The organism is Gluconobacter sp. GP1 (assembly GCF_032913585.1).
GTDB lineage: Bacteria > Pseudomonadota > Alphaproteobacteria > Acetobacterales > Acetobacteraceae > Gluconobacter > Gluconobacter cerinus.
In genome coordinates this window covers 507,891-533,188 of sequence record NZ_JASGXC010000002.1, presented here as the reverse complement: position 1 = coordinate 533,188, position 25,298 = coordinate 507,891, and the positions used below count along the sequence as shown (strand labels likewise).

The 25,298-nt window shown below is 58.0% G+C and carries 23 protein-coding genes; 13 read left to right on the top strand and 10 right to left on the bottom strand.

The genetic code is table 11. The features are described 5' to 3' along the window. Positions 1-579 (bottom strand): Smr/MutS family protein, encoded by a 579-nt coding sequence (locus R5H23_RS07035; protein WP_211500089.1) that lies wholly within the window; start codon positions 577-579, stop codon positions 1-3. Between the two features lie 310 nt (positions 580-889). On the opposite strand from R5H23_RS07035, the gene R5H23_RS07030 reads away from it, so the two are divergent. Further along, the gene (locus R5H23_RS07030) at positions 890-1,096 is read left to right on the top strand and encodes a hypothetical protein (protein ID WP_086634536.1); all 207 of its coding nucleotides are present in this window, start codon (positions 890-892) and stop codon (positions 1,094-1,096) included. Between the two features lie 60 nt (positions 1,097-1,156). Here the strand turns inward: R5H23_RS07030 and R5H23_RS07025 are convergent, their stop codons facing one another. The 4 genes from R5H23_RS07025 to R5H23_RS07010 form a co-directional block, all read right to left on the bottom strand. Further along, on the bottom strand, positions 1,157-2,617 hold the full coding sequence (locus tag R5H23_RS07025; RefSeq protein WP_064273998.1) for a cytochrome-c peroxidase: 1,461 nt from the start codon (positions 2,615-2,617) through the stop codon (positions 1,157-1,159). Positions 2,618-2,713: 96 nt separating this feature from the next. Beyond that, positions 2,714-3,544: a site-specific DNA-methyltransferase gene (locus R5H23_RS07020; protein ID WP_046899662.1), complete on the bottom strand. Its 831-nt coding sequence runs from the start codon at positions 3,542-3,544 to the stop codon at positions 2,714-2,716. Then, entirely contained in the window at positions 3,541-4,686 is a 1,146-nt protein-coding gene (locus R5H23_RS07015; protein ID WP_317215088.1) for an MltA domain-containing protein, read from the bottom strand. Before R5H23_RS07015 ends, R5H23_RS07020 begins: the two co-directional genes overlap by 4 nt. Before the next feature lie 16 nt (positions 4,687-4,702). After that, positions 4,703-5,458 carry a Tim44/TimA family putative adaptor protein gene (locus tag R5H23_RS07010; RefSeq protein WP_317214925.1) on the bottom strand — a complete coding sequence of 252 codons (756 nt, stop codon included), beginning with the start codon at positions 5,456-5,458 and terminating at the stop codon, positions 4,703-4,705. A gap of 180 nt (positions 5,459-5,638) precedes the next feature. Between R5H23_RS07010 and secB the strand changes: the two genes are divergently transcribed. Then, entirely contained in the window at positions 5,639-6,163 is a 525-nt protein-coding gene (gene secB, locus R5H23_RS07005; protein ID WP_317214923.1) for a protein-export chaperone SecB, read from the top strand. A 4-nt stretch (positions 6,164-6,167) separates the two neighbouring features. Here the strand turns inward: secB and R5H23_RS07000 are convergent, their stop codons facing one another. Next, positions 6,168-6,839, bottom strand: coding sequence for a uroporphyrinogen-III synthase (locus R5H23_RS07000; RefSeq protein ID WP_317214922.1), 672 nt, complete (start codon positions 6,837-6,839; stop codon positions 6,168-6,170). 2 nt (positions 6,840-6,841) lie between these two features. Next, positions 6,842-7,891, bottom strand: a complete 1,050-nt coding sequence (gene hemC, locus R5H23_RS06995; RefSeq protein WP_064273994.1) for a hydroxymethylbilane synthase — start codon at positions 7,889-7,891, stop codon at positions 6,842-6,844. Positions 7,892-7,949: 58 nt separating this feature from the next. Between hemC and tsaD the strand changes: the two genes are divergently transcribed. The 3 genes from tsaD to R5H23_RS06980 are packed head-to-tail and all read left to right on the top strand — an operon-like array spanning position 7,950 to position 10,849. Beyond that, on the top strand, positions 7,950-9,023 hold the full coding sequence (tsaD, locus tag R5H23_RS06990; RefSeq protein ID WP_317214921.1) for a tRNA (adenosine(37)-N6)-threonylcarbamoyltransferase complex transferase subunit TsaD: 1,074 nt from the start codon (positions 7,950-7,952) through the stop codon (positions 9,021-9,023). Between the two features lie 24 nt (positions 9,024-9,047). Next, the gene (locus R5H23_RS06985; RefSeq protein WP_064273992.1) at positions 9,048-9,875 is read left to right on the top strand and encodes a 23S rRNA (adenine(2030)-N(6))-methyltransferase RlmJ; all 828 of its coding nucleotides are present in this window, start codon (positions 9,048-9,050) and stop codon (positions 9,873-9,875) included. Beyond that, the gene (locus R5H23_RS06980) at positions 9,872-10,849 is read left to right on the top strand and encodes an NAD(P)H-dependent glycerol-3-phosphate dehydrogenase (protein ID WP_317214920.1); all 978 of its coding nucleotides are present in this window, start codon (positions 9,872-9,874) and stop codon (positions 10,847-10,849) included. The genes R5H23_RS06985 and R5H23_RS06980 overlap by 4 nt, the downstream gene beginning before the upstream one ends. Before the next feature lie 8 nt (positions 10,850-10,857). Here R5H23_RS06980 and R5H23_RS06975 read toward each other — a convergent pair whose 3' ends face one another. Continuing rightward, positions 10,858-12,102, bottom strand: coding sequence for a nucleoside transporter C-terminal domain-containing protein (locus tag R5H23_RS06975; RefSeq protein ID WP_317214919.1), 1,245 nt, complete (start codon positions 12,100-12,102; stop codon positions 10,858-10,860). Between the two features lie 89 nt (positions 12,103-12,191). Here R5H23_RS06975 and R5H23_RS06970 point away from each other — a divergent pair, with 89 nt between their 5' ends. After that, entirely contained in the window at positions 12,192-12,686 is a 495-nt protein-coding gene (locus R5H23_RS06970) for a glutathione peroxidase (RefSeq protein WP_083956279.1), read from the top strand. Here R5H23_RS06970 and R5H23_RS06965 read toward each other — a convergent pair. Next, a complete protein-coding gene (locus tag R5H23_RS06965) occupies positions 12,627-13,082 on the bottom strand; it encodes a DUF4112 domain-containing protein (protein ID WP_317214918.1) in 456 nt (151 codons plus the stop codon). The genes R5H23_RS06970 and R5H23_RS06965 overlap by 60 nt on opposite strands. 105 nt (positions 13,083-13,187) lie before the next feature. Between R5H23_RS06965 and R5H23_RS06960 the strand changes: the two genes are divergently transcribed. The 4 genes from R5H23_RS06960 (at position 13,188) to R5H23_RS06945 (ending at position 20,620) form a co-directional block, all read left to right on the top strand. Continuing rightward, a complete protein-coding gene (locus R5H23_RS06960) occupies positions 13,188-13,424 on the top strand; it encodes a hypothetical protein (protein WP_046899673.1) in 237 nt (78 codons plus the stop codon). Positions 13,425-13,488: 64 nt separating this feature from the next. Then, positions 13,489-15,045 (top strand): murein biosynthesis integral membrane protein MurJ, encoded by a 1,557-nt coding sequence (murJ, locus tag R5H23_RS06955; RefSeq protein WP_203548525.1) that lies wholly within the window; start codon positions 13,489-13,491, stop codon positions 15,043-15,045. Positions 15,046-15,143: 98 nt separating this feature from the next. Beyond that, positions 15,144-17,774, top strand: coding sequence for a DNA mismatch repair protein MutS (gene mutS, locus R5H23_RS06950; RefSeq protein ID WP_317214917.1), 2,631 nt, complete (start codon positions 15,144-15,146; stop codon positions 17,772-17,774). Then, the gene (locus R5H23_RS06945) at positions 17,771-20,620 is read left to right on the top strand and encodes a [protein-PII] uridylyltransferase (protein ID WP_064273988.1); all 2,850 of its coding nucleotides are present in this window, start codon (positions 17,771-17,773) and stop codon (positions 20,618-20,620) included. Before mutS ends, R5H23_RS06945 begins: the two co-directional genes overlap by 4 nt. On the opposite strand, the gene R5H23_RS06940 is transcribed toward R5H23_RS06945, so the two are convergent. Further along, the gene (locus R5H23_RS06940) at positions 20,589-22,277 is read right to left on the bottom strand and encodes a tetratricopeptide repeat protein (protein WP_317214916.1); all 1,689 of its coding nucleotides are present in this window, start codon (positions 22,275-22,277) and stop codon (positions 20,589-20,591) included. The two genes, R5H23_RS06945 and R5H23_RS06940, sit on opposite strands and share 32 nt — an antisense overlap. A 152-nt stretch (positions 22,278-22,429) precedes the next feature. On the opposite strand from R5H23_RS06940, the gene R5H23_RS06935 reads away from it, so the two are divergent. From R5H23_RS06935 to thrC, 3 genes are read left to right on the top strand one after another with little or no spacing between them, the layout of a single operon-like run. Continuing rightward, positions 22,430-22,768, top strand: a complete 339-nt coding sequence (locus R5H23_RS06935) for a hypothetical protein (protein WP_233126245.1) — start codon at positions 22,430-22,432, stop codon at positions 22,766-22,768. 49 nt (positions 22,769-22,817) lie between these two features. Next, complete coding sequence (locus R5H23_RS06930; protein WP_317214915.1) at positions 22,818-23,810, top strand: hypothetical protein; 993 nt, start codon at positions 22,818-22,820, stop codon at positions 23,808-23,810. Positions 23,811-23,832: 22 nt separating this feature from the next. Then, positions 23,833-25,233, top strand: coding sequence for a threonine synthase (gene thrC / locus R5H23_RS06925; protein WP_317214914.1), 1,401 nt, complete (start codon positions 23,833-23,835; stop codon positions 25,231-25,233). Positions 25,234-25,298: the final 65 nt, after the last annotated feature.

The following is a 25,298-nucleotide window of genomic DNA, read 5'->3' as shown; positions in this document are numbered from 1 at the left end:
TTACCGGCGCTTTGTCCGCAACAAAATCCGGACGGAGCCATGGTTGGCAGCATGAGGGTGGACAACGGCCAGCACCATGGGCCGGATGTCCGCTCTTTGGAGCCAGAGCGGCAGTTCCCGACGGATCAGTCCGCTCGTGGCACCACTTCCCAGCCCTGTCACGACTTCAACGCACCGCCAGTTGCGTGCTTTGGCGCGATGCATGAAGTCGAGCAGGCGCTCAAAAGCGTCCTGCACAATATATCCATGCAGATCCAGCTTCGCATCGACCTTGAGCTCCCCGCGGGAGAGGCGCTTCCAGCTCGTATCATCCAGACCAGGTGAGCGAACACCGACCCGCAGATCCTGCGGTCTGGGTCGACGAAGAACTGGACGCGCCAAAAGAGCGCGGAATGACAGGTCCTGTTCAGCAGGTGGGGGCGGAACAAGCGGAACCCGAGCGGGCTTTACCGCTTCGACTTTTGGCGTGGGTGGCGGAACGGGTTTGGATTTGGGTCTGGAAGGGTGTAGCGGCACGATGTCGCGCACGACCATGCGCCACAGGCTTTCCTCCTCCTCTTTCAGAACCCGCTTTGCCACCAAAGACCCCACCTGACCTGATTCAGTCTTGCATCCCGCAAATAACCTGCACTGCGTGTAACTGTTTCCATGCCGATCGAACAATGGAAAAGACGTAATTTCAGGCCTCTTGCAATTTTGGCGTCAGGCTCTTCTTCAGAACGTTCAGTCCTACAACTCTATGACTGGCCACGATGGCACTGCTCCCTCACAGAGATCCGAACATTTCTGGCGCACGATCAATTCGGGAAGAGACCATTTTTTTTGTCCGAGCTGCGCCTTGTAGAACCGTCGGCAGCGTTCCCAAGTCTTCTCGTATAGGAGACAGACCGTGAGCAAATTGACCAAAGAAGAGCGAGACAGCCTACCCGACGATGACTTCGGCCTTCCGGAAAAAAGGGCCTACCCCGTCGACACAAAGGCCCGGGCCCGAAATGCGAAAGCGCGTGCAACGCAGGAGCTTGAACGCGGTCTTCTGACGCCGGAGGAGAGAAATGAAATTGATCAGGCGGCAGATCGCAAATTACAGGAAGAATAATCCAGAATCAGAAACGGCCCCGAATTTCTTCGAAGCCGCTCTCTGACGTCATTGGAACATTCAGTTGGCTTGCGCGCCCCGAAGCGGAGCATCTGCCGGAACATCCTTGAGCGGAATGCCCTGATACTTTCCTGTCAGAGTTTTCAGGAAGGCCACAATGTCCGTAACATCCTGCTCTGTGATGTCATGATCGGGCGTCTCATAACGGGCCATGGCACGAACCGCAGCGTCCAGCGTCTTTGCTGATCCGTCATGGAACCACGGGCCTGTCAGCTCAACGTTCCGCAGGTTGGGGACCTTGAAGCGCTCACGATCCGACGGATTGTTCGTGAAGGCAAAGCGACCATCATCCACAGCCGTCAGCTTGGTGTGACGGTCCTCGAAATACGGTCCTTCCAGACCTAGAATTTCGTAAGCGTCTCCACCGACCGCAACACCGCTATGGCAGCCCGAGCAGCCAATTGCCTTGAAGCGTTCATAGCCACGCTTTTCCTGAGCCGTAATCGCGTCTGCCTTGCCCTTCAGGTACAGGTCAAAGCGGCTGTCTGGAGTGATCAGTGTTTTTTCATATTCGGCGATCGCGTCCGTCACCGTGTTCTTGGTGATATCGTCCGAACCATAGATGGCCGTGAACTGATCAGCATATCCAGGCTCAGCACGCACACGATCGGCAACGGATGCCCAGTCATGGGATCCCATTTCCAGCGGGTTCATCACCGGGCCTGCAGCCTGCTCAGCCAGATCCTTGGCACGACCGTTCCAGAACTGACCGATATTGAAGACGGAATTGTAAACCGTCGGTACGTTAATCGGGCCGGTCTGACCATTAATGCCGGTCGCCGTGGTCTGATTATCCACACCGCCCTTGTTCAGGCCATGGCAGCTCGCACAATTAAGCTGGCCATTGCCTGAAAGCTGCTTGTCGAAGAACAGGGTCCGGCCCAGTTCAGCCTTTTTCCAGTCTACAGCAATTGTTTCCGGGATCGGCTGAAGGACTTCGCCACGGAATTCTGGGGCCACGTCAGAGCTGGCATAATAGCGCTCACGCTGATCACGTACCCACTTCAGAATGTCCGCACGCTGTTTCTCGTCCAGATGAGCATGGGGATGCATCGTCAGGTAAGCCGCAGGCGGCATACGGTTCTGAACAATCACTTCCTCAATACGGGAAAGCTGTTCGACCGATGGGGGCTTGCCCTGCTGGAACGCTTCAATGATCGGCGCAAACTCAAAATGACGCTGCCCCTGCTCCAGATCACGGCTCATAATCTGATTGGCAAGCGGGAGTTTGAAGTAAAATGGCAGATCGGCGTTGCGCGTGTGGCAGTAGTCACAACGGACTTCCTGAAACGCTGCAAACGCTGTCATGGCGATAGGGTCATGCCGTGTGGGGCTGCTCGCGGGAAGCTGCGGCGCACCAGCATGATCGAAATGCTCAAGATAGGTGACTGTTCCACCCCAGGCGACAACGCCCAGTGCCACCAGACCGGCAATTCCTTTGGTAATTGTGCTGCGACGCACCGCAAATCTCCTCACTGTCACGAGAATGTGAGGTTTGGAGATTGTAACACAAGAAGTCAAAACGATTGATCCTGTCAGACCTACAGGTCTGACCGATCATTCGTCTTCCCAGTCTTCCTCCCGGGTCCCAATCGCAGCCCTGAGGCGCTTACGGGCAATGTTGACGTAACGTGTGTCCTTTTCCACGCCAATGCCGGACAACCCCTTGCGTTCCGCCGCAATCAGGCTGGTCCCCACTCCCATGAACGGGTCCAGCAGGACCCCGCCTGGCTTGGCGCCATGCAACCGCAGACAGGCTTCCGGCAACGCGATTGGAAACGTCCCCGGATGGCTGAATTTTTCTTTTCGGCTTCGCACGGTCTCATAGGGAATGAACCACGTGTCTCCACGGCATCGACGATCCATCTCATGCTGTCGGCGCGAGATATTGCTTTTGTCCGTAAATGGAACGCCAGCATCCAACCGGGCAACTTTGACGTCTCCCTTTTTCGTCAGATGAAAAATATGCTCGTGATTACGGTTAACAAAGCGGGGTGAATTCAGCGGCTTGAAATGCCCATAGGTAATTTCACCCACCGAAATCGACTTGATCCAGGTGATATGGTTCTGAAGCACAAAGAGCTTCCGCAACCGGGACATCAGTTCAAACGGAAGCCAGGGCTGTGAAGATGATCCAGCGATATTCAGAAAGAACGATCCATCGTCCTTCATGATCCGTTTCACACTGGCACAGACGTCTTCCATCCAGTCCAGATAGGCATCTTCCGGTAACTGGTCCTGATAGGTCCGATATTCGATCCCAAGATTATAGGGCGGAGACGTCACCACGACATCCACCGTCTGCGACGACATGCGCCGCAGAACTGTGGTGCAGTCTCCCCGGATCAGCGTATGGGCGCCGAGTGTTTCCCGGCGGCTCCGGATCATGGGGTGGGCGAATCCGCTGGAGGACGCGGCAACAGAATGACCATTCGGCCATTTTCATGCAGATTGCCGGCAACATACTGGGCAAAAGCACCCCATCCGGTGAACAGATCGGCACGTCCCGCCCCCTTGATATCGGTTCCGATATCCTGAGCGAACACGAGGTGCTGCCAAGGCGCTGGCTGGCCCTTTGCATCCGGAAGCTTTGTCTCAACCCAGAGCGGGGTCGCAAACGGGACGATCGATCGGTCAATCGCAACGGACCGCCCAGCAGTCAGCGGCACACCGAATGCTCCTGTCGCGCCCTGTGCCAGACTTCCCGTATCTTTGCGGAAGAAAACGTAATTCGGGTTACGCTCCATCATCGCCATCATGCGATCCGGATGCGCCTCCAGCCATGCACGGATGCTTTCCATACTGACAGCAGAGGGAGCCAGCTCGTTATCCTGAACCAGCACACGCCCAAGCGGCACATAAGGCTGGCCATTCTTGCCGTCATAACCAGCCCGGATCTGCGATCCGTCTGGCAGGATCAGACGACCGGAGCCCTGAATTTGCAGAAAGAACAGGTCCACAGGGCTTTTTAGCCATGCGATTTCCAACCCGCGCCCCGCCAGAGCACCACCGTCAATCTGGGCACGATCATAATATGGTTTGAACTGACCGTTCTCCCAACGTCCCGTAACCATCTGACCGTTGGTTGCTTTGGCACGAACCAGATCTGCCGGGCGCCCATAAAGAGGCGTCTGATATGGCCCCTCGCGCGTCAGGGATGCCTCAATCTGGGGTTCAAAATACCCGGTATAAAACGCTTTGGTATCGGTCTCGTAAGGCTGGAACCATGTCTGCAGGTAAGATTTGGCATCCGCAGCACTCTCCAGTCCGGCGCAAGCACCAGACCAGTCTCCAACCTGACGGCCATACGGAAGGGTCTCAGCCCCCCCGAGAGGCGTTTCAGGCGGCAATTGCGTCAACCGATGGCACTCCTGCCGCAGAACGGGAAGGAGCGAAGCGAAATCCTCCCGATCCCACCCCGCGAGTGCATCGAAGCCTACAGGCGTCAATGAAACAGAAGATGACGGTTCATTCGACGTGGTGCACCCGGCCAACATGGCCCAGGCAGCCAGACTCAGCAGCTTTTTCATAATGGACGAACTATTTTCAGGCTGGGCGCGATGCCGCAAGACGCCACCGCGCGTCCGACGTCCCGAACTGACGTTCAAACAGCCATAGATCATGGAATTCCGTCACGGCATCCGTGCCCTGTACAGGGTCTCCGTTGCGATCCGTCAGCATATTAACCTGACGAGACACAATCCGAACTTCGATTCGACCAATCTGGGCAGCCGCATCGTTGGTGGGAAGCATCGCATCCAGAATGGCCATGCTTTCGATACCGCGCAGATCGCTGCGCTGTGTTTCGCCTGATTCGGCGCGCGCGTTGATCGCGGAGAGAAAGGCGTCTTCCGTCTCCGGGGTCATCAGACCTGACAGAGCCGCGCGGTCCCCCGCAGCGAAAGCCGGAACAATCTGGCGGAACGTGTTTTCAGCATCCTTAAGAAAAGCCTGAGGCGTAAAACCCGCATCAAGCTGGGTCATACGACCCAGTACGCTGCCCACCCGGGTTGCCGGAGCGGGAATGTCGTATTCGACCTGCACCACGACAGTTTCCTCACCCCGCTGGCTTGTACCAGGCAGCGGTGGAGGCGTCGGACGCGTGGAAGCCTGCCCACCAGCAGCGAAAACCGGCGGACGCTCCTGACGCACACCCTGCATGCCAATGCGACGCCCCAGCACGCGGTACAGGCGAAAGCCCAAGGCAATCGCCAGAATTGCCAGCACCACGATGTCCCATGGGAACGCGTGGCCGGAATGGCCCATCAGAGCGGAGGGAAGATGAATGTCGTCAGAAGACATGAAGATTATGTTTCACACAGATCGTTGGAATTTCCGTTGTCTTACAGATAGGGCGACAGCGGACCAATCTCAACCTTCCGCATGCAGGAACCCCGTCTTGGCGCGCATGACACATCATGCTACCGCCACTGTATCGCAATCGTTCCATCGCTATCCGCCTCGCGGATCCGGAGACCGTACATGTCCGAGAATACCACCGACAACACTGCACAGAACATGGAAGGCGCTCCGCCGCAGATGCCGCTTGCCGTCAATCTGCAGTACACGAAGGACCTGTCCTTTGAAGTCCCGGCTGGCGCTTCCATTTTCGCAACCCTGCGCGCTGCACCGCAGATCTCCGTGAACATCGATGTTCAGGCAAATCGCCTGGAAGAAGAGCAGCCGGTTTATGAAGTTGCCCTGGCCGTCCGCGCAGAAGCCGCAGAGCCACCAGCAGAGGAAGGTGGCAAGGCTGGCCGCACGGTGTTCATCGCCGAACTGACCTACGCCGCCATCGTGACGCTGGGCAACGCTCCGCAGGAACTCGTCGAGCCGATCCTGCTGGTTGAAGTTCCACGCCTGATCTTCCCGTATGTGCGCTCCATCATCAGCGACGTCACCCGTGACGGTGGTTTCCCGCCAGTGGTTCTGCAGCCGATCGACTTCGTGGCACTGTGGCAGGCCAAGCGCGCCCAGCAGTTCCCGGAGCCAGCTGGCGAAGCCTGATCCTTCAGGTGACGAAAGGCCCGAGCCGTTCCAGTGGATCGGGCCACTCCACTGCACGCCAGTCCTTTTCGGTCAGGCGTGCAGCGATGGCCTCTGACAGACAGAGCGCCCTCACACCGGACAGAGCATTTCGCTCCGGCGCTTCCAAAGCCTCCATAAAGGCTTCAGCCGTTTTTCCGGAATAAAGAACAACCCCTTCAACACGATCGCTCAACAAAGCGTCTCGCGCAGCATCCGTAAGAGTTTTCTTCTTTGTCACTGCGTATGAATCGATGCGCCTGGCCCCCAACGCCACTGCCAAGTCGAGGCCGTAACCCTTGCCACATGCCAGCATAAGGGACTGTCCCGTCAGGTTGTGACGACGACAGAACTCCAACAGGGCTTCAGCGTCGCCATCTGCGGCATGAACATTGGAAAAGCCTATGGCGCGAGCATGTTCAGCCGTTTTTGCTCCTACCGTGACCATCAAACGGTCTCGCGGCCAATTTTTGAGAGCGGCCAGCGCATTGGCGCTTGTCAAAGCTACAGCCGCGCAGTCAGTCACCGCTATAGGTTCGTAGGTCTGAATTTCCAGCATCGGGCAGGCAATCGCCTCCCATCCCTGAAGCTGAAGGGCCTCGGAGGTAGAAGCCAAACCCGGCTCGGGACGCGTGACCAGAACAGCGCGCCGCGCCATGATCAGGCGCGTGTCATCTCGGCAAAAATTGCAGCAGGCGTATTGCGGCGCAGCTCGTCTGCCAGTTCCGTTCCCATCCGGGCGGCCTCAAGTGGCGCACCAGTGATTTCACGGCGGATCAAGAACGTTCCGTCTTCGCTCGCAACCATACCTGTCAGTTTCAGAACGCCAGCTTCAATTCTGGCATATCCGCCAATTGGTGTTCGGCAAGAGCCGTCAAGCTCGGCCAGCAAAGCACGCTCCGCAGTCGAAACAGCCCGGGCTTCCGGGTCTTCGATGGCAGAGAGAAGCTCACGCAGCTCCGTGTCACTCTCGCGGACTGTCACACCGACGATACCCTGCCCTGCGGCTGGAAGCATCTGGTCCGGCTCAAGAACGATATCGACACGATCTTCCATCCCAAGACGCCGTAGTCCCGCAAGGGCCAGAAGCGTGGCATCACAAGCACCCGCCTGCAACTTGTCGAGACGCGTCTGAACGTTGCCTCGCAACAAACCAAACCGAAGATCCGGGCGACGGCTCAGCATCTGCGCCTGCCGACGGACGGACGCACAACCGATCAAAGCGCCCTCTGGCAGAGAGGCATACGGATCAGCTGGGTCAACTTTGGTGGACCGGTCACGCAGGATAATGGCATCGCGGGCGTCTTCACGCTTCAGCGTGCACGCCAGGACAAGACCGGGAGGGAGATTGGTTTCGAGATCCTTGAGGCTATGAACTGCGAAGTCGATCCGGCCCGCTACAAGAGCTTCGTGGATTTCCTTGGCAAACAGGCCCTTGCCACCAATTTCCGCCAGACGCTGGCTGAGGTTACGATCACCTTCAGTGCTGATCTGATGTTCCTGGAATGCTCCCATGTCACGCAGGACCGGACAAAAACGGGTCAGACGTGTCAGGAACGTCCGCGTTTGCCACAGCGCCAGCGGCGACGCGCGCGAGCCCACTCTAAGTGGGAGTTTGCGCTGGCCGGACGGGCTGGCGGCATGAGATCGGCGGACGGCTTCCGCCGCGACCTTTTGAAGGGCGTCGGAAGACAGGACGGAAGCATTCATGGACCGCACCTGTAGCTCATTCAGGCGGGGCTGTCATGATATGAGAGACTCGGTCATAATGCATGCCATGTCTGACCCTGCTGCATCCCGCCCCCTTCTGGCGATCGAAACGTCCTGCGACGATACCGCTTGCGCTATTCTGGCCTATGACGGCACCATTCTCGCTGAAGGTGTTCTTTCCCAGAACGATCACGCCATTCTTGGTGGCGTCGTACCGGAAATTGCAGCACGAGCTCATCTTGATGCCCTGCCCGCCCTTGTCCAGTCCGTGCTCGACAAGGCCGCCCTCACCTTGCAGGACATTGATACCTTCGCAGGAACGACTGGCCCGGGCCTGATTGGTGGGCTTATTGTGGGCAGTTCCTATGCAAAAGGGCTGGCTCTCGCACTGGGTCGACCTTTCATTGCAGTCAATCACATTGAAGGGCACGTCCTGACGGCTCGACTGCCGTCGCTTGAGGCCGATCTTCAGTTTCCCTTCCTGACGATGCTGGTCTCAGGCGGTCATTGTCAGTGCATTTCCGTGGAACAGACAGGCCAGTACGTGCGCCTTGGTGGCACCATTGATGACGCCGCCGGCGAGGCCTTCGACAAAGTTGCCAAAATGCTTGGTCTTGGCTGGCCGGGTGGGCCTGCTCTTGAAAAACTGGCACAGGAAGGCAGCGCTGATGCTTTTGCGCTTCCCCGCCCGCTTAAAGGGCGTGAAGGCTGCGATTTTTCTTTTTCCGGCCTGAAAACAGCAGTCAGCCGCCTGATTGAGCCCTCGGGATCAGGCGCTCTTCCGCGCCAGTTCGCTGCCGACGTCGCCGCATCCTTCCAGCAGGCTGTGGCAGATGTCATGGCAGACCGTGCGGAACATGCGCTTGCAATTGCGCCTCACACGACTGCACTCGTCGTCGCAGGTGGTGTGGCTGCGAACCGGCCCCTTCGCGGCGCACTGGAAGCTGTTGCAGACCGCCATGGTATCCCATTTATCGCTCCTCCGCTGCGCCTCTGCACGGACAATGCGGTCATGATCGGCTGGGCAGCCCTTGAGCGCCTCCATGCCGGTGAGCATCCCAACGAAATAGATGTCGCGGCCCGCCCACGCTGGCCTCTTGCGGAACGTCAGCCCGCTCATAGCCCTTCCTGATTCCATAGCCGGAACCTGTCTCCCGTGAACTACAGACACGCCTACCACGCCGGAAATTTTGCGGATTGCATGAAACACGCGATCCTTCTGGTGCTTCTGAAGTCCCTCGCGCGCAAACCTGCGGGATTTTGTGTTCTCGATACACATGCAGGCTGCGGACAGTATGACCTGTCTTCTGAAGAAGCCCAGAAAACCGGCGAATGGAAAAGCGGGATCGGCCGACTTCTGGACTCGGAAGATCCCGCTCTTCAGGATTATCTGTCCGCCGTGCGCGACCTCGGCCTTTATCCGGGATCACCGGCCCTCGCTCGCCATGCGCTGCGCCCCCAGGACCAGCTTGTAGCCTGCGAACTTCACCCAGAAGACGTTCGTCCCTTACGTCGCCTTTTCCGGGATGATCCGCAGGTCTCCATTCATCATCGCAACGGTTATGAAGCTCTACGCGCGCTTCTCCCCCCTAAAGATCTGAAGCGTGGTCTGGTTCTGATTGATCCGCCATTTGAGAAGCTGGACGACTTTACGCAATGTGCTGAGGCGATCTCGCTGATCCGCAATCGCTTTCGCGCAGGCATTGTCGCGGTTTGGTATCCCATCAAGCACCGCACCCCGGTTCGGGCCTTTTACAACGCCCTGAAGGATGCAGGCATTCGCGACATTCTGGCATGTGAATTTCTTCTGCGCCCGGCGTTGGATCCGTCTCGCCTGAATGGATGCGGAATGCTGGTCGTGAATGCTCCTTTCGGCTTTGAAGAGGATGCCGCTCGTGTCCTGAATGCGTTGAAGCTGGGGCTTGCGACGGATGACCCGGAAGACGACATGCAGGTGCATATCGAACGTCTGGTAGAGGAATGAACATGAACGGGCGCCATATCGCAGTCATCGGCGCAGGCGCCTGGGGAACGGCTCTCGCATGTGCCGCGGCCCGTACCGGAGCACGCGTTACACTCTGGATGCGAACTCCAGTTCCTGAGGGCGTCCGGGAGCTTCCTCGATTGCCCGGTATTCAGCTTCCTGATGCGGTTACCGTTACAGGCGTTTTCCCAACACATGCGGACGTTGTGCTGCTGGTTGTGCCTGTTCAGACTGCCCGATCCGTATCCGTCGCACTGGAAGGTGTTCTCGCTCCAGGTGTGTCGGTCGTGACGTGCTGCAAAGGCCTGGAACAGGCGACCTCGCTTCTGCCACTTACCGTACTTGCCGAAACGATGCCTGATCGGCCAACTGCCGTTCTCTCCGGGCCAAACTTCGCCATTGAAATTGCAAAAGGCCTTCCGGCAGCGGCGACATTGGCCAGCACAGATCTGACACTGGCAAAACATCTCACCAGTATCCTCAACTCGTCATCGTTTCGTCTCTATGCCAGTGACGACATTGCTGGTGTGCAGCTTGCCGGAGCAGCAAAAAACGTTGTGGCAATCGGCGCGGGTATCGTGATCGGAGCAGGCCTGGGCGAAAATGGCCGTGCAGCCCTTATCACCCGGGCTGTCGCAGAGATTGCGCGCTTGGCTGAAGCCTTGGGGGGACGTGCTGCCACTTTGGCGGGCCTATCTGGCGTTGGAGACCTGATCCTGACCTGTACTGGGCGGGGCTCACGAAACTACAGTCTCGGTATCGAACTCGGAGAGGGTCGCCCCCTATCAGAAATCCTCGCTTCCCGTACAACGGTTGCAGAGGGCGTTTTGACCGCGCCGGCGCTTGTAGCGCTCGCTCAAAAGATGGGCGTGCACGTTCCGATCCTTGAGACGATCACCCATCTGCTTTCAGAAAAACTTACACTGGAAGAGGCCAGAACGCTGCTGCTGGACCGACCTCCGACGCTGGAATAATCGGCTTTTCAGACGAACAGCCCGGCGATCACAGCGCTCATGGCGTTGGAAAGCGTACCGGCTACCACGGCGCGAACCGCCAGTTTCGAAACATCCGTCCGCCTGCGCGGCTCCGCACTCCCAAACGCACCAATCAAAATGCCGATGGTGGAAATATTCGCAAACCCACACAGTGCGAAAGACAGGATCGTGATGGTTCGATGCGACAGGACATGCGCGTGAATCATGGGAGAAAGATTCACGTAGGCGACGAACTCGTTGAAAGCGATTTTCTGGCCGAGCAATCCACCCGCCACCACACACTCAGACCACGGCACGCCCATGAGCCACGCGAAGGGCGCAAAAACGTAACCGAGGATTTGCGCGAGAGACAGCCCGACCATCGCCAGAAGACCATCTGTCAGGGCAATAATGCCAACAAAGGCAATCAGAACCGCCCCGACTGCAACCGCGATTTTGGCACCATTCATGGCACCTTCGGCCAAGGCCTCAAACATGCTGTGGTGGCCATGATCCGCCCCGGCAATTTCCGTGCTGACATGCCTCGGGCCGGGAAACAGAACACGTGAAAACAGCAGGCCACCCGGAATAGCCATTGCAGACGCAGCGAGCAGGTTCTCCATCGGAACGCCTAGCGACGCATAACCTGCCAAAACCGAGCCTGCGATGGATGACGTCCCGCTACACAGAACCGTCGCAAGCTCTCCAATAGAGAGGCCGGCCAAGCAGGTCTGGAGCGCAATCGGCATTTCACTCTGGCCAAGGAAAATGGTCAGAACGGCTGAAAAAGATTCCAGCTGCGTGGTGCCAAGAATTTTCGCGAGAGCGCCACCGATGACGCGCGACAGGAACTGAAGCACACCCCAGTGCTGCATCAGCCCCAGAAGCGCCGCGACATACACGATTTCAGGCAGAACCTTGAGGGCGAAGATAAATCCTCCATCCCCGAAAACCGTGTCCATTTTCGGACCTACAAGACCACCGAAAAGGAAGGCACTTCCCTGATCCCCGTAAGACAAGACCTTCGTCACGGCCCCGGAAATCATGTGGAGCCCATGTGCCCCGGCGGGAATCCAGAGAATTACGGCTGCAATAGCCACCTGAAGGGTTAAGGCACGCGCAACCAGTTTCCAGTCGATCGCCCGCCAGTTCGTGGAAAATAACGCGCCAAGACAGAGAAGACCGGCCATGCCGATCAGGACGCGCAGGATCACGAAGGCAAGCTCCCTTTCAAAAACAGAACGGTTGCACAACCTGTCTGCATGACAGCGCCATGTCCAGCCCTGCTCTCGCCTCTTTAGCAGTATGATATTACAGTAGATGAAAATGAGGGGGAGAAACCATGACCTGCGCCTATGATTTCCACCTGCCTGGGCTGTCTGGGGAAACAATTGATCTTTCCCAGTTCCGTGGTCGGCCACTCCTGATCGTCAACACAGCCTCAAAATGCGGCTTTACCCCCCAGTATGAAGGCTTGCAGCATCTGTGGTCCCTCTATGGGCGCGATTACCCGGATGGCATGACCGTTCTAGGCGTACCTTCGAACGATTTTGGAGAGCAGGAGCCGGGCTCAGCAGAAGAGATCAAGACATTCTGCCACCGCAATTACGGGGTCTCATTCCCTATGGCGGCCAGAGCCCATGTCAAAGGGCCAGATGCCATCCCGCTCTTCAAATGGTTGGGTAAAGAGGGCGGATTTTTATCCCGCCCCCGCTGGAATTTTTATAAGTATCTCGTGAACCGCGAAGGGCATCTCGTGCGGTGGTTCACACCGCTCTCAAAACCGACGCCCGGACGGGTAGAAGAGGCCGTCCGCCGGATTCTTCTCGATCACTGAATTATAGGACGCCCCGGTTTCCGGCCGGGCCAGCGCCTCTTCAATCAGGCGGACATTGCGCATGTCGGCTTTGAACACGGTATCGAACAGGTCCCCCATTAGCGGAACAACACCAACTACCGCTTCAATGCCGACATTAAGCAGCATCTTGCGCACGGTTGCTGCTCCCACCCCCATCCGGTGGCCTTCCCAGACAATATAGAGGGAGAGGAGCGTTCCAAGAGCCAGCCCTCCTCCGGGAATGAGCCCCAAGACCGTATCAATACCTGCTCTCAAGCGAAGCCCGGGAATTCGGACAGCCGAGTTCAGAACCCAGGCCAGACGCTTGAGCCGCTCCAGCCTTCGTAAGAGTTCTGCGGTGTCTGATGGAGATGAGGAAAATGCGGTTTTGACCATGATACAAAATAACACGCAGACGGGATCGAGAGTTTCCTCTTTTTCCTTGACGCAGCGTATCAAAAAACGCGAGCCTCATGACAGGAATATGACAGGAGACTTCTCATGACAGCGTCTCTCCTTCGGCCCATTCTGCCGCTTCTGGTCGTTGCTGCCCTTGGCGCCTTCACGCCTTCTGTCGCACATCACGTCACGAGCTTTCTGGGCCTGCCCGGCATCTTCTGGGCGAGCGTCATGCTGACGCTGGAAATTGTTCTGCTTTGTATCGGTCTGGCTGCCGTTCGCCCCTCCATGACGCGTCCATCGGAAAAACTTTACGCTCGCGAGACTGTTCTTCGCTAAAAATCGTTCCTTCTGGCTTCAGGAGGATATGTTACCCGTCAGCGGGATACGCTAGAGACAGGAAATGCTTCGCAATTTCCTGACAGTTGGCAGCTGGACCATGCTTTCGCGTGTTCTGGGCCTGATTCGTGACCAGCTTCTTGCTGCCTTCCTTGGAGCCGGCCCCGCACAGGACGCCTATCTGGTGTCCCTGCGCCTGCCGAACATGTTCCGGCGACTGTTCGGAGAAGGCGCGTTCAACGCAGCCTTCGTGCCGATGTTCACCGCCAAGTATGAGACTGAGGGACGCACCGCAGCCCTGCGTTTTGCGGGGCAGGCTCTGTCCGCTCTGGTGGCATGGCTGGTGATCCTGACGATCATCTGTGAACTGTGCATGCCCCTCATCATCTCGATTCTTGCCCCCGGTTTTCAGGGCGAGCGTTTTGAGATGGCCCTGACGCTGACACAGATCACTTTCCCCTACATGGTCATGATCTGTGCGGCGGCTCTGGTTTCCGGTGTGCTGAATGGTCTGGGAAAATTCAGCGCTGCATCCGCCGCCTATCTGAGTTTCAACATCATCGGCATCGCAGCGATCTTTCTGGGGGCCTATGTCTGGCACAGTGTTGCGCTGACCAGTGCGTGGGGTGTCGTTATTTCGGGCATCGTCCAGCTGGGTGCCCTCTACTGGGCCGCTCATCGGGCCGGTGTCGCGCCGCATCTCGTCCGCCCCAGCTTTTCAAAAGATATCCGTGGTCTGATGCGACGGATGGGGCCGGGTCTCGTCGGATCGGGTGTCACACAGATGAACCTGATGGTGGACACGATCATTGCCACCAGACTGCCCGTTGGCTCCCCGTCGATTCTGTACTTCGCGGACCGGATCAACCAGCTCCCTCTTGGCGTTCTTGGTGCGGCGGCAGGTACAACCCTCTTGCCGCTTCTCACGCGACACGTGGCCAACAACGACCGCGCTTCCGTACATGCCAGCCTGAACCGGGCCCTCGATTACGCTCTGCTTTTGACCCTTCCCGCAACGATGGGCCTGATTGCACTGGCTCCCTCAATCATGGCTGGCCTGTTCAGCTACGGTCACTTCACGGTCGCAGATGCCCTGAAGTCCGCCCAGTCCCTGCGGGCCTACGCCCTTGGGCTTCCAGCATTTGTACTCATCAAGGTCTTTTCGCCCGGCTTTTTCGCTGAAGGGGATACCAGCACTCCGGTCCGGATTGGTTTCTTTACCCTGGGATTAAATCTGGCGCTTAATCTGGCGCTCTACAAGCCACTGGCTCATGTAGGCCCTCCATTAGCCAGCACGATTGCGGCGGTCGTGAACGTTGCCATTCTGGCCGTGCTTTTGCATCGCCGTGGCATCTTCCAGCCTGACCCACGATTGAAAAGCCGCTCAGCCCGGATAATCGGCGCCTCCCTCATGATGGCCCTCTGGGTTGCCGCAGCACAGAAATTCGCCGCTCCGGACCTGCCGAACTGGCACGGAATCTGGCGCCTGAGCATGCTGGGCGCACTGATCGTGTTTGGAGGCGTGGTGTACGCCATTTCTCTCGACGCTCTGAAGGTTCTGAAACTCAGTGACGTGCTCGCAGCGTTGCAAACGCGCATCGCCAGAAGACGCACACGCTAAGACACTGATCCTGCCGGTTCACACACCGGCAGGGACACGGTAGTTTCCCCTCCCCTCCTCATATCTCACCACCGGAGACCGGACCCATCGGCACGTTCATGCCCCTGCCTTCTGCCGCCAATGCTACGCCTTCCATGGCGCAATGGTTCGCGCTCAAGCATCAGGAGCCAGATGCTCTTCTGTTCTTCCGAATGGGTGATTTCTACGAGCTATTCTTCGCAGATGCCCAAGCCGCCGCGATGGCACTCGATATCGCGCTGACAGCACGGGGCAATCACAACGGCGAGCCGATTCCCATGTGCGGCGTTCCGGTTGCAGCGGCACCGGCCTATCTGTCTCGTCTGATTCGCCGAGGCTTTCGCGTTGCTGTTGCTGAGCAAACGCAGGCACCGCAAAAAGGCCAGAAAGGCCCGCTTCCCCGTGCGATCGTCCGTGTCGTCACTCCGGGCACTCTGACGGAAGATGAACTGCTCGAAGCTGGCCGCGCCAATCTGCTTCTGGCTATTGCCCGCTCCGGAGACCGCCGCTCCAAAATGATTGGCGCAGCCTGGATCGATATTTCTACAGGCGCGTTCGAGACAACGTCCGTGCCTGAAGTCGCCCTTCCAGAGCTGATGGCCCGCCTGGACGCTGCGGAAGTTCTTTCAGATCCAGAGCTCATCCCGGCAGACCACGCCAGCCGGCTTGCACCAGTCGCTGTTCCGCCGTCTCTGGATAGCGCCCGTACTCTGATTTCCCGTGCCTATGGGGTGGCACAGATTGATGCGCTCGGAGACTTCCCGGACGAGCAGGCCATCGCCTGCGCCATGGCACTTCACTATGTGCAGCGCAGTCAGGCCGGAGCCCTTCCCAGACTCTCGCGTCCGATGCCGCAGGGCATCAGCGGCGTGCTCGGGATCGACCCAGCAACCCGCGCCAGCCTCGATATTCTGCGCACCCGTGATGGGGAGACGAAATACAGCCTGTTCGGTGTGATCTCTCGCACCGTCACAGCAGCAGGCTCCCGCCTGCTCTCTCAGTGGATTTCCTCTCCCCTCACTGACGCCATCACCATCACCGAGCGTCAGAACGCATGGCTGTGGCTTCAATCCGTCCCGGGTTTTGCAGCCGCATTGGGCGATATTCTTAAACGCACACCAGACCCGGCTCGCGCCCTCGGCCGCCTGTCGGCAGGACGTGGCCAACCGCGCGATCTCGCATCCATTCGCGATACTCTGATTGCCGCTGACGATCTGACAGCCCTTTTCCAGCCGGCCTGTGATAAGAGCACACCGTCTCTGATTCGCACGCTGACGGCTGGCCTTTATGGCCGCGCCGATGCCCTTTTAGACACGCTGAAAGCTGCGCTTGCGGAAGAATTGCCTGCACGCATCGAGGACGGTGGTTTCATCGCCGTCGGATTTGATACTGAGCTGGATCGATACCGGACACTCCGGGACGAAAGTCGACGGATCGTCGCAGCACTTCAGGGGCGCCTCTCCGAAGAATACGGGATCGGCAATCTTAAGATCCGCCATCATGCCCAGCTGGGTTACGTCATCGAGGTCCCTGTTGCAGCCGGGGCGAAGCTGAAAGAGCGACCTGAGCTTTCTTTCCGACAAGGCACAGCCAGCCTCGCACGCTTCTCCACCGAAGAACTCGCTGCGCTGGACCGCGCCATTCTCGAGGCAGCAGACAAAGCGAGCACGCTGGAGCGCCGCCTTTTCACAGCGCTCTGCACCCGCATCCTCGAAACTCCCGCGCTGGACGAAGTCGCAGAATATCTTGCCCTGACAGACGTCTTACGATCCTGCGCAATTCTGGCAGAGGGAGGATCGTGGTGCCGCCCAACGGTCACGGACGATACCGATTTCGAGCTTGTCGCTTGCCGACATCCCGTTGTCGAAGCCGCCCTCACAGAAACCGGCAGCGCGGACGCACGCTTCATTCCCAATGACTGCGCTCTTCCCCCAGAACACCGCGCCATGCTTCTCACTGGCCCGAATATGGCTGGTAAATCCACATTCCTCCGTCAGACTGCGCTTGCCGTGATCATGGCGCAGGCCGGGCTGCCGGTTCCGGCGAAAAGTGCCCGTATTGGTGTTGTGGACCGGCTATTTTCCCGTGTGGGTGGTGCAGACGATCTGGCGCGTGGGCGCTCCACCTTCATGGTGGAAATGACTGAAACCGCTGCCATTCTCAATCAGGCTGGTCCCAAGTCTCTTGTCGTCGTCGACGAGATTGGACGTGGAACGGCAACGCTGGACGGCCTCTCTATTGCCTGGGCTACGCTTGAGGCGCTTCACACCCAGCTTGGCTCACGCACGATTTTCGCCACGCATTTTCATGAGCTGGGCGCTCTGACCGAGTTCCTGCCACGCCTGGCTCCGTACACTATGGCCGTCAAAGAGTGGCGCGGCGAAGTCATTTTCCAGCATGAAGTCCGCCCTGGCTCAGCCCGTAAGAGCTGGGGCCTGCATGTGGCCAAACTGGCCGGGATTCCGCAATCGGTGGTGAACCGTGCTTCCCGGCTTCTCAGCACATTCGAACGTGAACAGGCTGAAGCCCGCTCTTCTCTGCCATTGTTCGAAGCCGTTGCAGACGCATCAGAAGACGCCCCGGAGCCACAGGTTCTGCACTCTCCGGCCCTCGATGCACTCACGACCATCAACCCTGATGATCTCTCTCCCCGAGAGGCGCTAGCCGCGCTATATGATCTTAAACGCCTCGCTACAGGAGACAGGACTTGAAAAGTGCTGGTTTCTGGGGCGAAAGTCTTCCCTCCCCTTTCGCTGACGATACGGATACGACCCTGTCTGACCGCAAAGCCATGACCCCGTCGCTGCAAACAGCTCTTCAGACTGCCGCCGCACAGGGGCTGACGTCCCGAGATGACGTCCTCTCCATCCTTCGTCGTCATCTTGGCAATGGCCATGCAGATATCCGCATCAGGTTCGAAAAGCGCCTGATCTCGGGGATTGATGCAGCGCGCGCGCTCGCGGCTCAGGCCGACAGCGTTGTCTGTGCACTGGCTGATCTTTCTGCCGCGCAGGACAATGCGTCCTCCGAAGAGCCACTCTGTCTGTGTGCCACCGGCGGCTATGGAGCGGGCCTTCTCGCCCCCTTCAGCGATATCGATATCCTGTTTCTCATTCCGGAAGATGCGTCTCCGGCCCTGACCACACGCATTGAGTTCATTCTCTATGCCCTCTGGGATCTTGGCCTCCGAGTCGGTCATGCGACGCGCTCCATCAGTGCCTGCATCAAGGACGTGGCCGAAGATCTGACCATCCGCACGGCCCTTCTGGACCTGCGCCCCCTTTATGGTGATCGGACGCTCGCCCGTAATCTCCGCTCAGCCCTTGGCGCGGACCTCCAGAACGACACGCTGTGCGATTTCGTCCGTGGCAAGATTGAAGAACGTGAGCTGCGCCATCGCCGGTTTGGCGACAACCCCTACATGGTTGAGCCGAACATCAAGGAAGGCCGCGGCGGCCTCCGTGATCTTCAAACGCTGAACTGGATGGGCCGTGCTGCTCTTGGCTGCGCCATTACAACGCCAGACCAGAGCACGGCCCCGGCCGAAGCCGTCCCGACACCATCCTTTATTTCCTTTGGCCTCCTGACCAACCGTGAAACCCACCGCGCCCGGCGTGCGTGGGATTTTTTCTGGACGGTTCGCCTGCACCTTCACTACATCACCGGCCGCGCGGAAGAGCGACTCACCTTTGACGTCCAGCCCGTCATCGGTGGCCGGATGGGATATGCCACGCACGGACGTCAGCGCGGTGTCGAACGCTTCATGCGACACTACTTCCTGACGGCACGTGACGTCATGCGCCTGACGCATGTTCTTCAGCCGATCGTGCTGATGCGCCTGCAGGATCAGGCCAGCGACACTCATCCGGAAGCACTCCCGGGGCCAGAAGGCTTCGAACGTATTGCCGGACGTCTCTGCCCTGTTGATCCGGTCACGTTTGCAAAGAACCCGCGTGACATGTTCCGAATGCTGGACTGCGCGCGCCGGCATGATCTGGAACTGCACCCACTTGCCATTCAGCAGCTGATCCGCAACGAACGGCATGCCGTTGAACTGCGGGATGATCCGGAAACAGCGCAGATCTTTCTTAATCTGCTCTGTGAACCGAGTGCGGATGAGACAAAGACCGTTCCGTTCTGGCTTCCCATTCTGAACGAAACCGGCCTGCTCGGTCGCCTGCTTCCGGACTGGTCACGCGTTGTCGGCCAGATGCAGTTTGACAGCTATCACATCTATACGGTGGACGAGCACATCATCGAAGCCGTCCGTATGATGGGCCAGATCGAAGCGGGTCATATGGCGGATGAGATCCCGCTGGCTTATGGGCTTGCCAAGGATCTGCGCTCACGCCGGGCCCTGTATGTCGCGGTCCTTCTCCATGACATTGCCAAGGGCCGTGGCGGCGATCATTCGGAACTCGGGGCGGATCTGGCCCTCACCATCTGCCCACAACTGGGTCTGGACCCTGAAGAGACAGAGACAGTTTCGTGGCTCGTTTTGCATCATCTGCTGCTGTCCCAGACAGCATTCACCAGAGACATTGATGATCCCCGGACGATCCTTGATCTCGCAGACACCATTCAGTCTCCGGAACGCCTACGCCTTCTCCTCCTCCTGACAATCGCGGACATGCGCGCCGTCAGCCCCAAAGTCTGGAATGCCTGGAAAGCCACGCTTCTACGTGAGCTGTTTTCCCGTGTAGCAGAAGTTCTGGAAGGCGGACTGGCCGCAACGGAGCAGGACGGCCGCGTCACACATGCTCGTGAATTGGCCCGGGATGGTCTGAGCTCACTGCTGCCAGAAAGCAGTATCGAGCACTTTCTGGCTCTCGGATATCCCAGCTACTGGCTCGGTTTCGACACCGATACCCACATGCGCCATGCACGCATGATCCACGATTCGGACCGATATCGCTCACCGGTCACGGTCGAGGCTTATCCAATCCCGGAACGCGGCGTGACAGAGCTGACCGTGCTTTGTGCTGACCATCCAGGACTGTTCTCACAGATTGCTGGCGCCCTTGCTGTCGCAGGCGCATCCATCGTGGATGCCCGCATCCATACCCTCAGCGATGGCATGGCTCTGGATACTTTCTGGGTTCAGGACGCTGATGGATGTTCCTTTGAAGATCCTCACCAGCTTGGGCGTCTTAATCATCTGGTTGAGCAGGCCCTGTCCGGTCGCCTTGACCTGAAGAAGGGTATCGCGGAGGCGCGTCATCGCGGAGCTTCCCGCCGGATGCGCGCTATTCACGTTCCACCCCGTGTAGTGATCGATAATACCGCTTCGGACCGGCACACCGTCATCGAGATCAACGGTCGTGACAGATCTGGCCTGCTCCATGACATCACAACGACGCTGAGCGAGCAGTCGCTTCAGATTTCCTCTGCTCACATTACCACCTATGGAATGCGGGCTGTGGACGTTTTCTATGTTCGTGACCTTCTCGGCATGAAGATCACAGATCCAACGCGCCTGGCCCATATACGTGAGACACTCCTTGCTTCCCTGACGCCACAAACCGTCAAGAAGGCTGTTGCTGCGCCCACTCCCTGAGGTTTTCGGCCACCTGTTTCACAACGGGTGGCCATGCTTCTGGCAGGAAGCCTTCCGGCCTGAACTGCTGCACATTCTGGTACCAGGGAGTTGTTTTCCAGCGCCAGTCACCGCCTCGGCGATTCAACAGCCAAAGCGAGCGCCCCATGGCACCGGCCATGTGTGCCACCGCAGTATCCACACTAATAACAAGCGAGCACCGCCCTACGGCGTCCGCAAGCTCTTCGGGTGTTTCGAGAGAGACCTTTTCCATCCATTCCGGGCAATTTCCCTGCTGAAGGGATACAAAACGAACGCCCTCAACACGTTGCAGCGGCTCCAGCCATTCCAAGTTTAGAGAGCGACGCCGATCAAACCTGTAAGACGGATTTCCCGCCCAGCAGAGTCCAACAACCCGCGGCTGCGGGATCGACGCGGACTCCAGATAGGGCGCTGTTCCTCCCTGGCCCATCAGCCCCAGAACAAATGGTAAGCTCAGAAGACTGATTTCTCCTGCGACAGGTCCTTCTGGTTCCAAAATCCGAGCATGGTCCATCGTAGGCATCCGGCTTACTAACGCAGCCACTGGCACATGCAGTCGGAGAGGTCGTCTGGTGGCGGCTAAAGGCAGAAACCTCAGAAACTGGATGCTATCTCCCAGACCCTGCTCTGCCGTCACGGCAATCGGTAATTCACCCTCGGAGCCGTCCCACACTGGAGAAGACTGCGGCGTGTTTAGAAGGCGATATCGACTTTCAAATTCCTGCCAGCCTTCCGAAAATTCGCCTTCTCCCAACAAAATAGTCGCGTGATTAAAGCGAGCCTGAGCTTGCTCGTAACCAGACGTCCGATAAGCGATAACCGAAAAAAGCCGCTTGGCTGTCTCTTCCTCGCCCATCTCCATCAGAACCGTTCCAAGATTATTGGCAATCCGGGCATCCTCGGGAGCAAAACCTAGTGCTTCTTCCAAGCTTCGGCGTGCTTCCGGCAAGTTCCCAAGAGCCATCTGAACCAAGCCGAGACTATTCAGGGTTGCTCCGGTTCGGACTCCCAACTCACATGCCTTTTCCAAAGCCTGCAGGGCTGACTCTAAAAGCCTGCTTTCAAAAAACGCCGCTCCGAAATTAGCCCAACCACGCCCATCGAGCGGCGCACGCTTCGTCACTCTGTCAAAACAGGAAAGTGCCTTATCCGGACGCCCATCCTGCAGATAGATTTCACCAAGCCTTGTGAGATATTCGACATCGTCTCGCGCAAGGGCGCACGCTTCCTCCAGAGCTTCACAGGCCGCTTTACGTTGCCCCAGAAGCAAAAAGACTTCAGCACTCGCGGCATGGGCGCGCGGGTCAGCTGGTTGCAATGTTCGCGCTACGGAGAGCGCCGCACGTGCGGGTTCAAAGTGGCCCTCTGCAGCGAGTGCCAACCCCAATGTGATATGAACACGCGCTGATCTTGATGCTGGAAGACCACCAGCCTGCAAAGCCCGTCCCGCCATCGCGATAGCTGTCGCATTCTGCCCGCGAGCACGAGCCAGACAGGCCATGCCGTGCCACGCATCAGGTTGCGCAGGGTCATGAGCCAGGATGTCACGAAAGGATTTTTCGGCGCTCGCGAGGTCGCCTCTGGCGAAGCAGTCAAAAGCAAAACGCGTCGGATCTGGCTTGTAATGACCTGTCATCCGTCAGTGATGCGGCCAAATGCCCTGAAAATCCATTCCTTCAAGAAGATTTCGGCAAGACGCCCCAAAGAAACACCATGAGGCGTTAACGAAGTTTTCAGACTCTGGGCGTCATAACGTCTTGTAACAAGACTAGCCAGAGGCGTCTGACCATGCATCTTGAACAACGGACAGGCAGCGTTCCGGGCCTGGTTTATGCAACTGTGCGCCAGGGTATGACCACGCGCACGTTCCCTATTGAAATCAGACAAACGGCATCCGGTCATTACATTGCCCGGATGCCCGACCAACGCTGGTCCATTGAGTGTATGACTGTAGATGCGGCGTTGCTTATGCATGCAGCCGTGCTTTTCCCGGTTGAGCATGAGCACGCTCCCTGGCTGTCCAACCCACGACCGGCACTGTCGCCCGTACAACGTCATGCAGCCCGCATTCTTTCTTCGAAAACCCGAGAAGAAAAAACAGAGCGAGAAGCCACGCTGGATTATTAGTCCTGTTTGAGGCTTGCGAAATTTTCTGGACGGGCCGATGTCTGGAGCTATGAAAAGCCGGTTTTTATATTCCGTCGCGAGCGCCCTTCTGGGCGCTGCTGGTCTGTTCTCTTCACCTGCTTATGCAGACCATCCGTGGAAAGATGCTCCGCAGTCAGCACAGATTGTTGCTGATGCTGCGCTTGATCGTGTTCAGCTTGGCTCCTTGCTTCCACATAGCGCAGACACTTTCCTGGCTTTGAGTGAAGAGGGTCGCCCTGTTTTACTCGATTCCCAAAATCACACTCATCCGTTTCCGATTGATGCCGCTGAGCAGGAACAAATCCCACCCCTCGCATTTCTGACGCAGGCAGGATCGGATTACTGGGGCCTGACAGTGTCGCCTCAGGCTAAGCTTGTTCATCTCTCTGTGGATGGAAAGCCCCTTGGAGAGGTCCCCTTCGTCGGTGGAACGCTGAAAGGCAGCAATCTCACGGCACTTCAGGTCCATGGCAGCTTTGCCTATGTGACGGATGAAGGAAAACCGGCCCTCGTTGTCGTTTCCCTGAGGGACGGTAAAGCACAGCGCTTTCTGCCCTATGATCCTTCCGTCACAGGACGCAGACCGTTCACGCGCAACGCACAAATTACCAACGGGCCGGACGGGCACCCTCTGACTGGCGGAAATGTTCGGCTTCTGGCGCTCGACGCCAAGGGACAATGGCTGTTTTACATGCCCGCCTGCGGCCCCCTGTATCGGATTGACGCCTCCCTCCTGACAGATCCGGCTTTCACGCCCGTTGAGCAGCTTGATGGCATTGTAGAATGGCGCGATACGCCGAGCCTCGGCGGCATCACCCTAAGCCCTGAAAACGTCTTCTACATGTCTGACCTTACGGATGGCGCTCTCCTTCAGTTCGGCAGCGAACGCAATCCTCTGATCCTCATCCGGGATACTCGCCTTCTCGAGGCTGGAGCACTGGCGGTTTCTGACGGCCATCAGGTTGCCGTTCTGACATCAGAAGATGGAAAACCGCACATTCTTCGCATCGCCTTGCCATAGAAGGTCGTGATATAAACTTCCCATGCGCTACCGATCTACTCGCGGCGACCTGACCGCCGACGCACCCAACTTCTCCGACATCCTCCTTGCCGGCCTTGCTGGAGACGGTGGTCTCTACATGCCGGAGAGCTGGCCAAAAATCAGCGCCCAGACGTTCCGTGAATGGCGCACGCTCTCCTACGCGGATCTGACTGCCGAAGTCATTTCCCTGTTTTCCGAAGGCGCCATTGACCGCGATACTCTTCGCGACATGGCCCGGGACGCCTATGCGGGCTTTGATCACGCCGCCATCGCGCCACTTTGCGAGGTGGAGCAGGACCTTTTCTCACTTGAACTGTTCCATGGCCCTACGCTCGCCTTCAAAGATATGGCGATGCAGATGCTCGGCCGCCTGTTCGATCATGTCCTGACCCAGCGGAACCAGAAAGTTACGATCGTCGGCGCAACATCCGGTGACACTGGCTCGGCTGCCATCGAAGCCTGCCGTGGCCGCGAGCGCCTGTCCGTCGTCATTCTTCACCCAAAAGGCCGGACGTCAGAAGTTCAGCGCCGCCAGATGACGACGGTTCCGGACGACAATATCCTGAACATTGCCGTCGAGGGTGACTTCGATACCTGTCAGGACATGGTAAAGGCTCTCTTCGCAGACACGACGTTCCGCGACGAAGTCTCTCTTTCCGCCGTCAACTCCATCAACTGGGCCCGTATCGCCGCTCAGATCCCGTATTACGTCCGGGCAGCACTGGCACTGGGCGCACCAGACCGCGAAGTGTCTTTCTCCGTTCCGACCGGAAATTTCGGCAATGTGCTGGCAGCCTGGGCCGCACGCCAGATGGGCCTCCCCATCCGTCGCCTGTGCATTGGGTCGAACCGCAATGACATTCTCACGCGCTTCCTGATTGAAAACGATATGAGCGTCCGTACGGTGGAGCCAAGCCTCTCGCCGTCCATGGACATTCAGGTCTCGTCCAATTTCGAACGTCTGCTGTTCGAACTTCTGGACCGCAACCCGACGCGTTGTGCTGCGATCATGAAAGAATTCCGTGAAACTGGCCGAATGGCCGTACCTCACGATGCGTGGACGCGCATGAAAGACGTCTTTGACGGCATGACGCTCAGTGATGAGCAGACCAGCGAAGCCATGCGTCACTTCTACAGCGAAAGCCTCTATCTGGCGGATCCCCATACGGCGATCGGCCTGGCAGTCGGCAAGCGCTTCCAGGAGCCAGGCATTCCGATGGTTGCGGCAGCCACTGCACATCCTGCCAAATTCCCGGATGCTGTTTTCGCAGCGACTGGAATCAAGGCTGCTCTGCCGCCTCACCTCGCTGATCTTTTCGAGCGCCCAGAGCGCTATGACACCATGAGCAGTCAGCTCGCCGGTATTCAGGATGCGGTTCGCAGCCATATCCGCCGCCACTGACAGGCTTGTTCCTTCCTACAGGCTCCCCATCTCAGGGAGCCTGTCTTTTTATGATTTTACGGAAA

Bases quoted from the DNA above. Each gene is read 5' to 3' on its own strand.
- hemC (WP_064273994.1), bottom strand. From the start codon at position 7,891: ATGAATGCTTCCGTCCTGTCTTCCGACGCCCTTCAAAAGGTCGCGGCG.
- secB (WP_317214923.1), top strand. From the start codon at position 5,639: ATGTCCGAGAATACCACCGACAACACTGCACAGAACATGGAAGGCGCT.
- R5H23_RS06940 (WP_317214916.1), bottom strand. From the start codon at position 22,277: ATGACAGGTCATTACAAGCCAGATCCGACGCGTTTTGCTTTTGACTGC.
- thrC (WP_317214914.1), top strand. From the start codon at position 23,833: ATGCGCTACCGATCTACTCGCGGCGACCTGACCGCCGACGCACCCAAC.
- R5H23_RS06965 (WP_317214918.1), bottom strand. From the start codon at position 13,082: ATGGTCAAAACCGCATTTTCCTCATCTCCATCAGACACCGCAGAACTC.
- R5H23_RS07015 (WP_317215088.1), bottom strand. From the start codon at position 4,686: ATGAAAAAGCTGCTGAGTCTGGCTGCCTGGGCCATGTTGGCCGGGTGC.
- tsaD (WP_317214921.1), top strand. From the start codon at position 7,950: ATGCATGCCATGTCTGACCCTGCTGCATCCCGCCCCCTTCTGGCGATC.
- murJ (WP_203548525.1), top strand. From the start codon at position 13,489: ATGCTTCGCAATTTCCTGACAGTTGGCAGCTGGACCATGCTTTCGCGT.
- R5H23_RS06980 (WP_317214920.1), top strand. From the start codon at position 9,872: ATGAACATGAACGGGCGCCATATCGCAGTCATCGGCGCAGGCGCCTGG.
- R5H23_RS06930 (WP_317214915.1), top strand. From the start codon at position 22,818: ATGAAAAGCCGGTTTTTATATTCCGTCGCGAGCGCCCTTCTGGGCGCT.
- R5H23_RS07000 (WP_317214922.1), bottom strand. From the start codon at position 6,839: ATGGCGCGGCGCGCTGTTCTGGTCACGCGTCCCGAGCCGGGTTTGGCT.
- R5H23_RS06970 (WP_083956279.1), top strand. From the start codon at position 12,192: ATGACCTGCGCCTATGATTTCCACCTGCCTGGGCTGTCTGGGGAAACA.
- mutS (WP_317214917.1), top strand. From the start codon at position 15,144: ATGCCCCTGCCTTCTGCCGCCAATGCTACGCCTTCCATGGCGCAATGG.
- R5H23_RS06935 (WP_233126245.1), top strand. From the start codon at position 22,430: ATGCATCTTGAACAACGGACAGGCAGCGTTCCGGGCCTGGTTTATGCA.
- R5H23_RS07010 (WP_317214925.1), bottom strand. From the start codon at position 5,458: ATGTCTTCTGACGACATTCATCTTCCCTCCGCTCTGATGGGCCATTCC.
- R5H23_RS07020 (WP_046899662.1), bottom strand. From the start codon at position 3,544: ATGATCCGGAGCCGCCGGGAAACACTCGGCGCCCATACGCTGATCCGG.
- R5H23_RS06960 (WP_046899673.1), top strand. From the start codon at position 13,188: ATGACAGCGTCTCTCCTTCGGCCCATTCTGCCGCTTCTGGTCGTTGCT.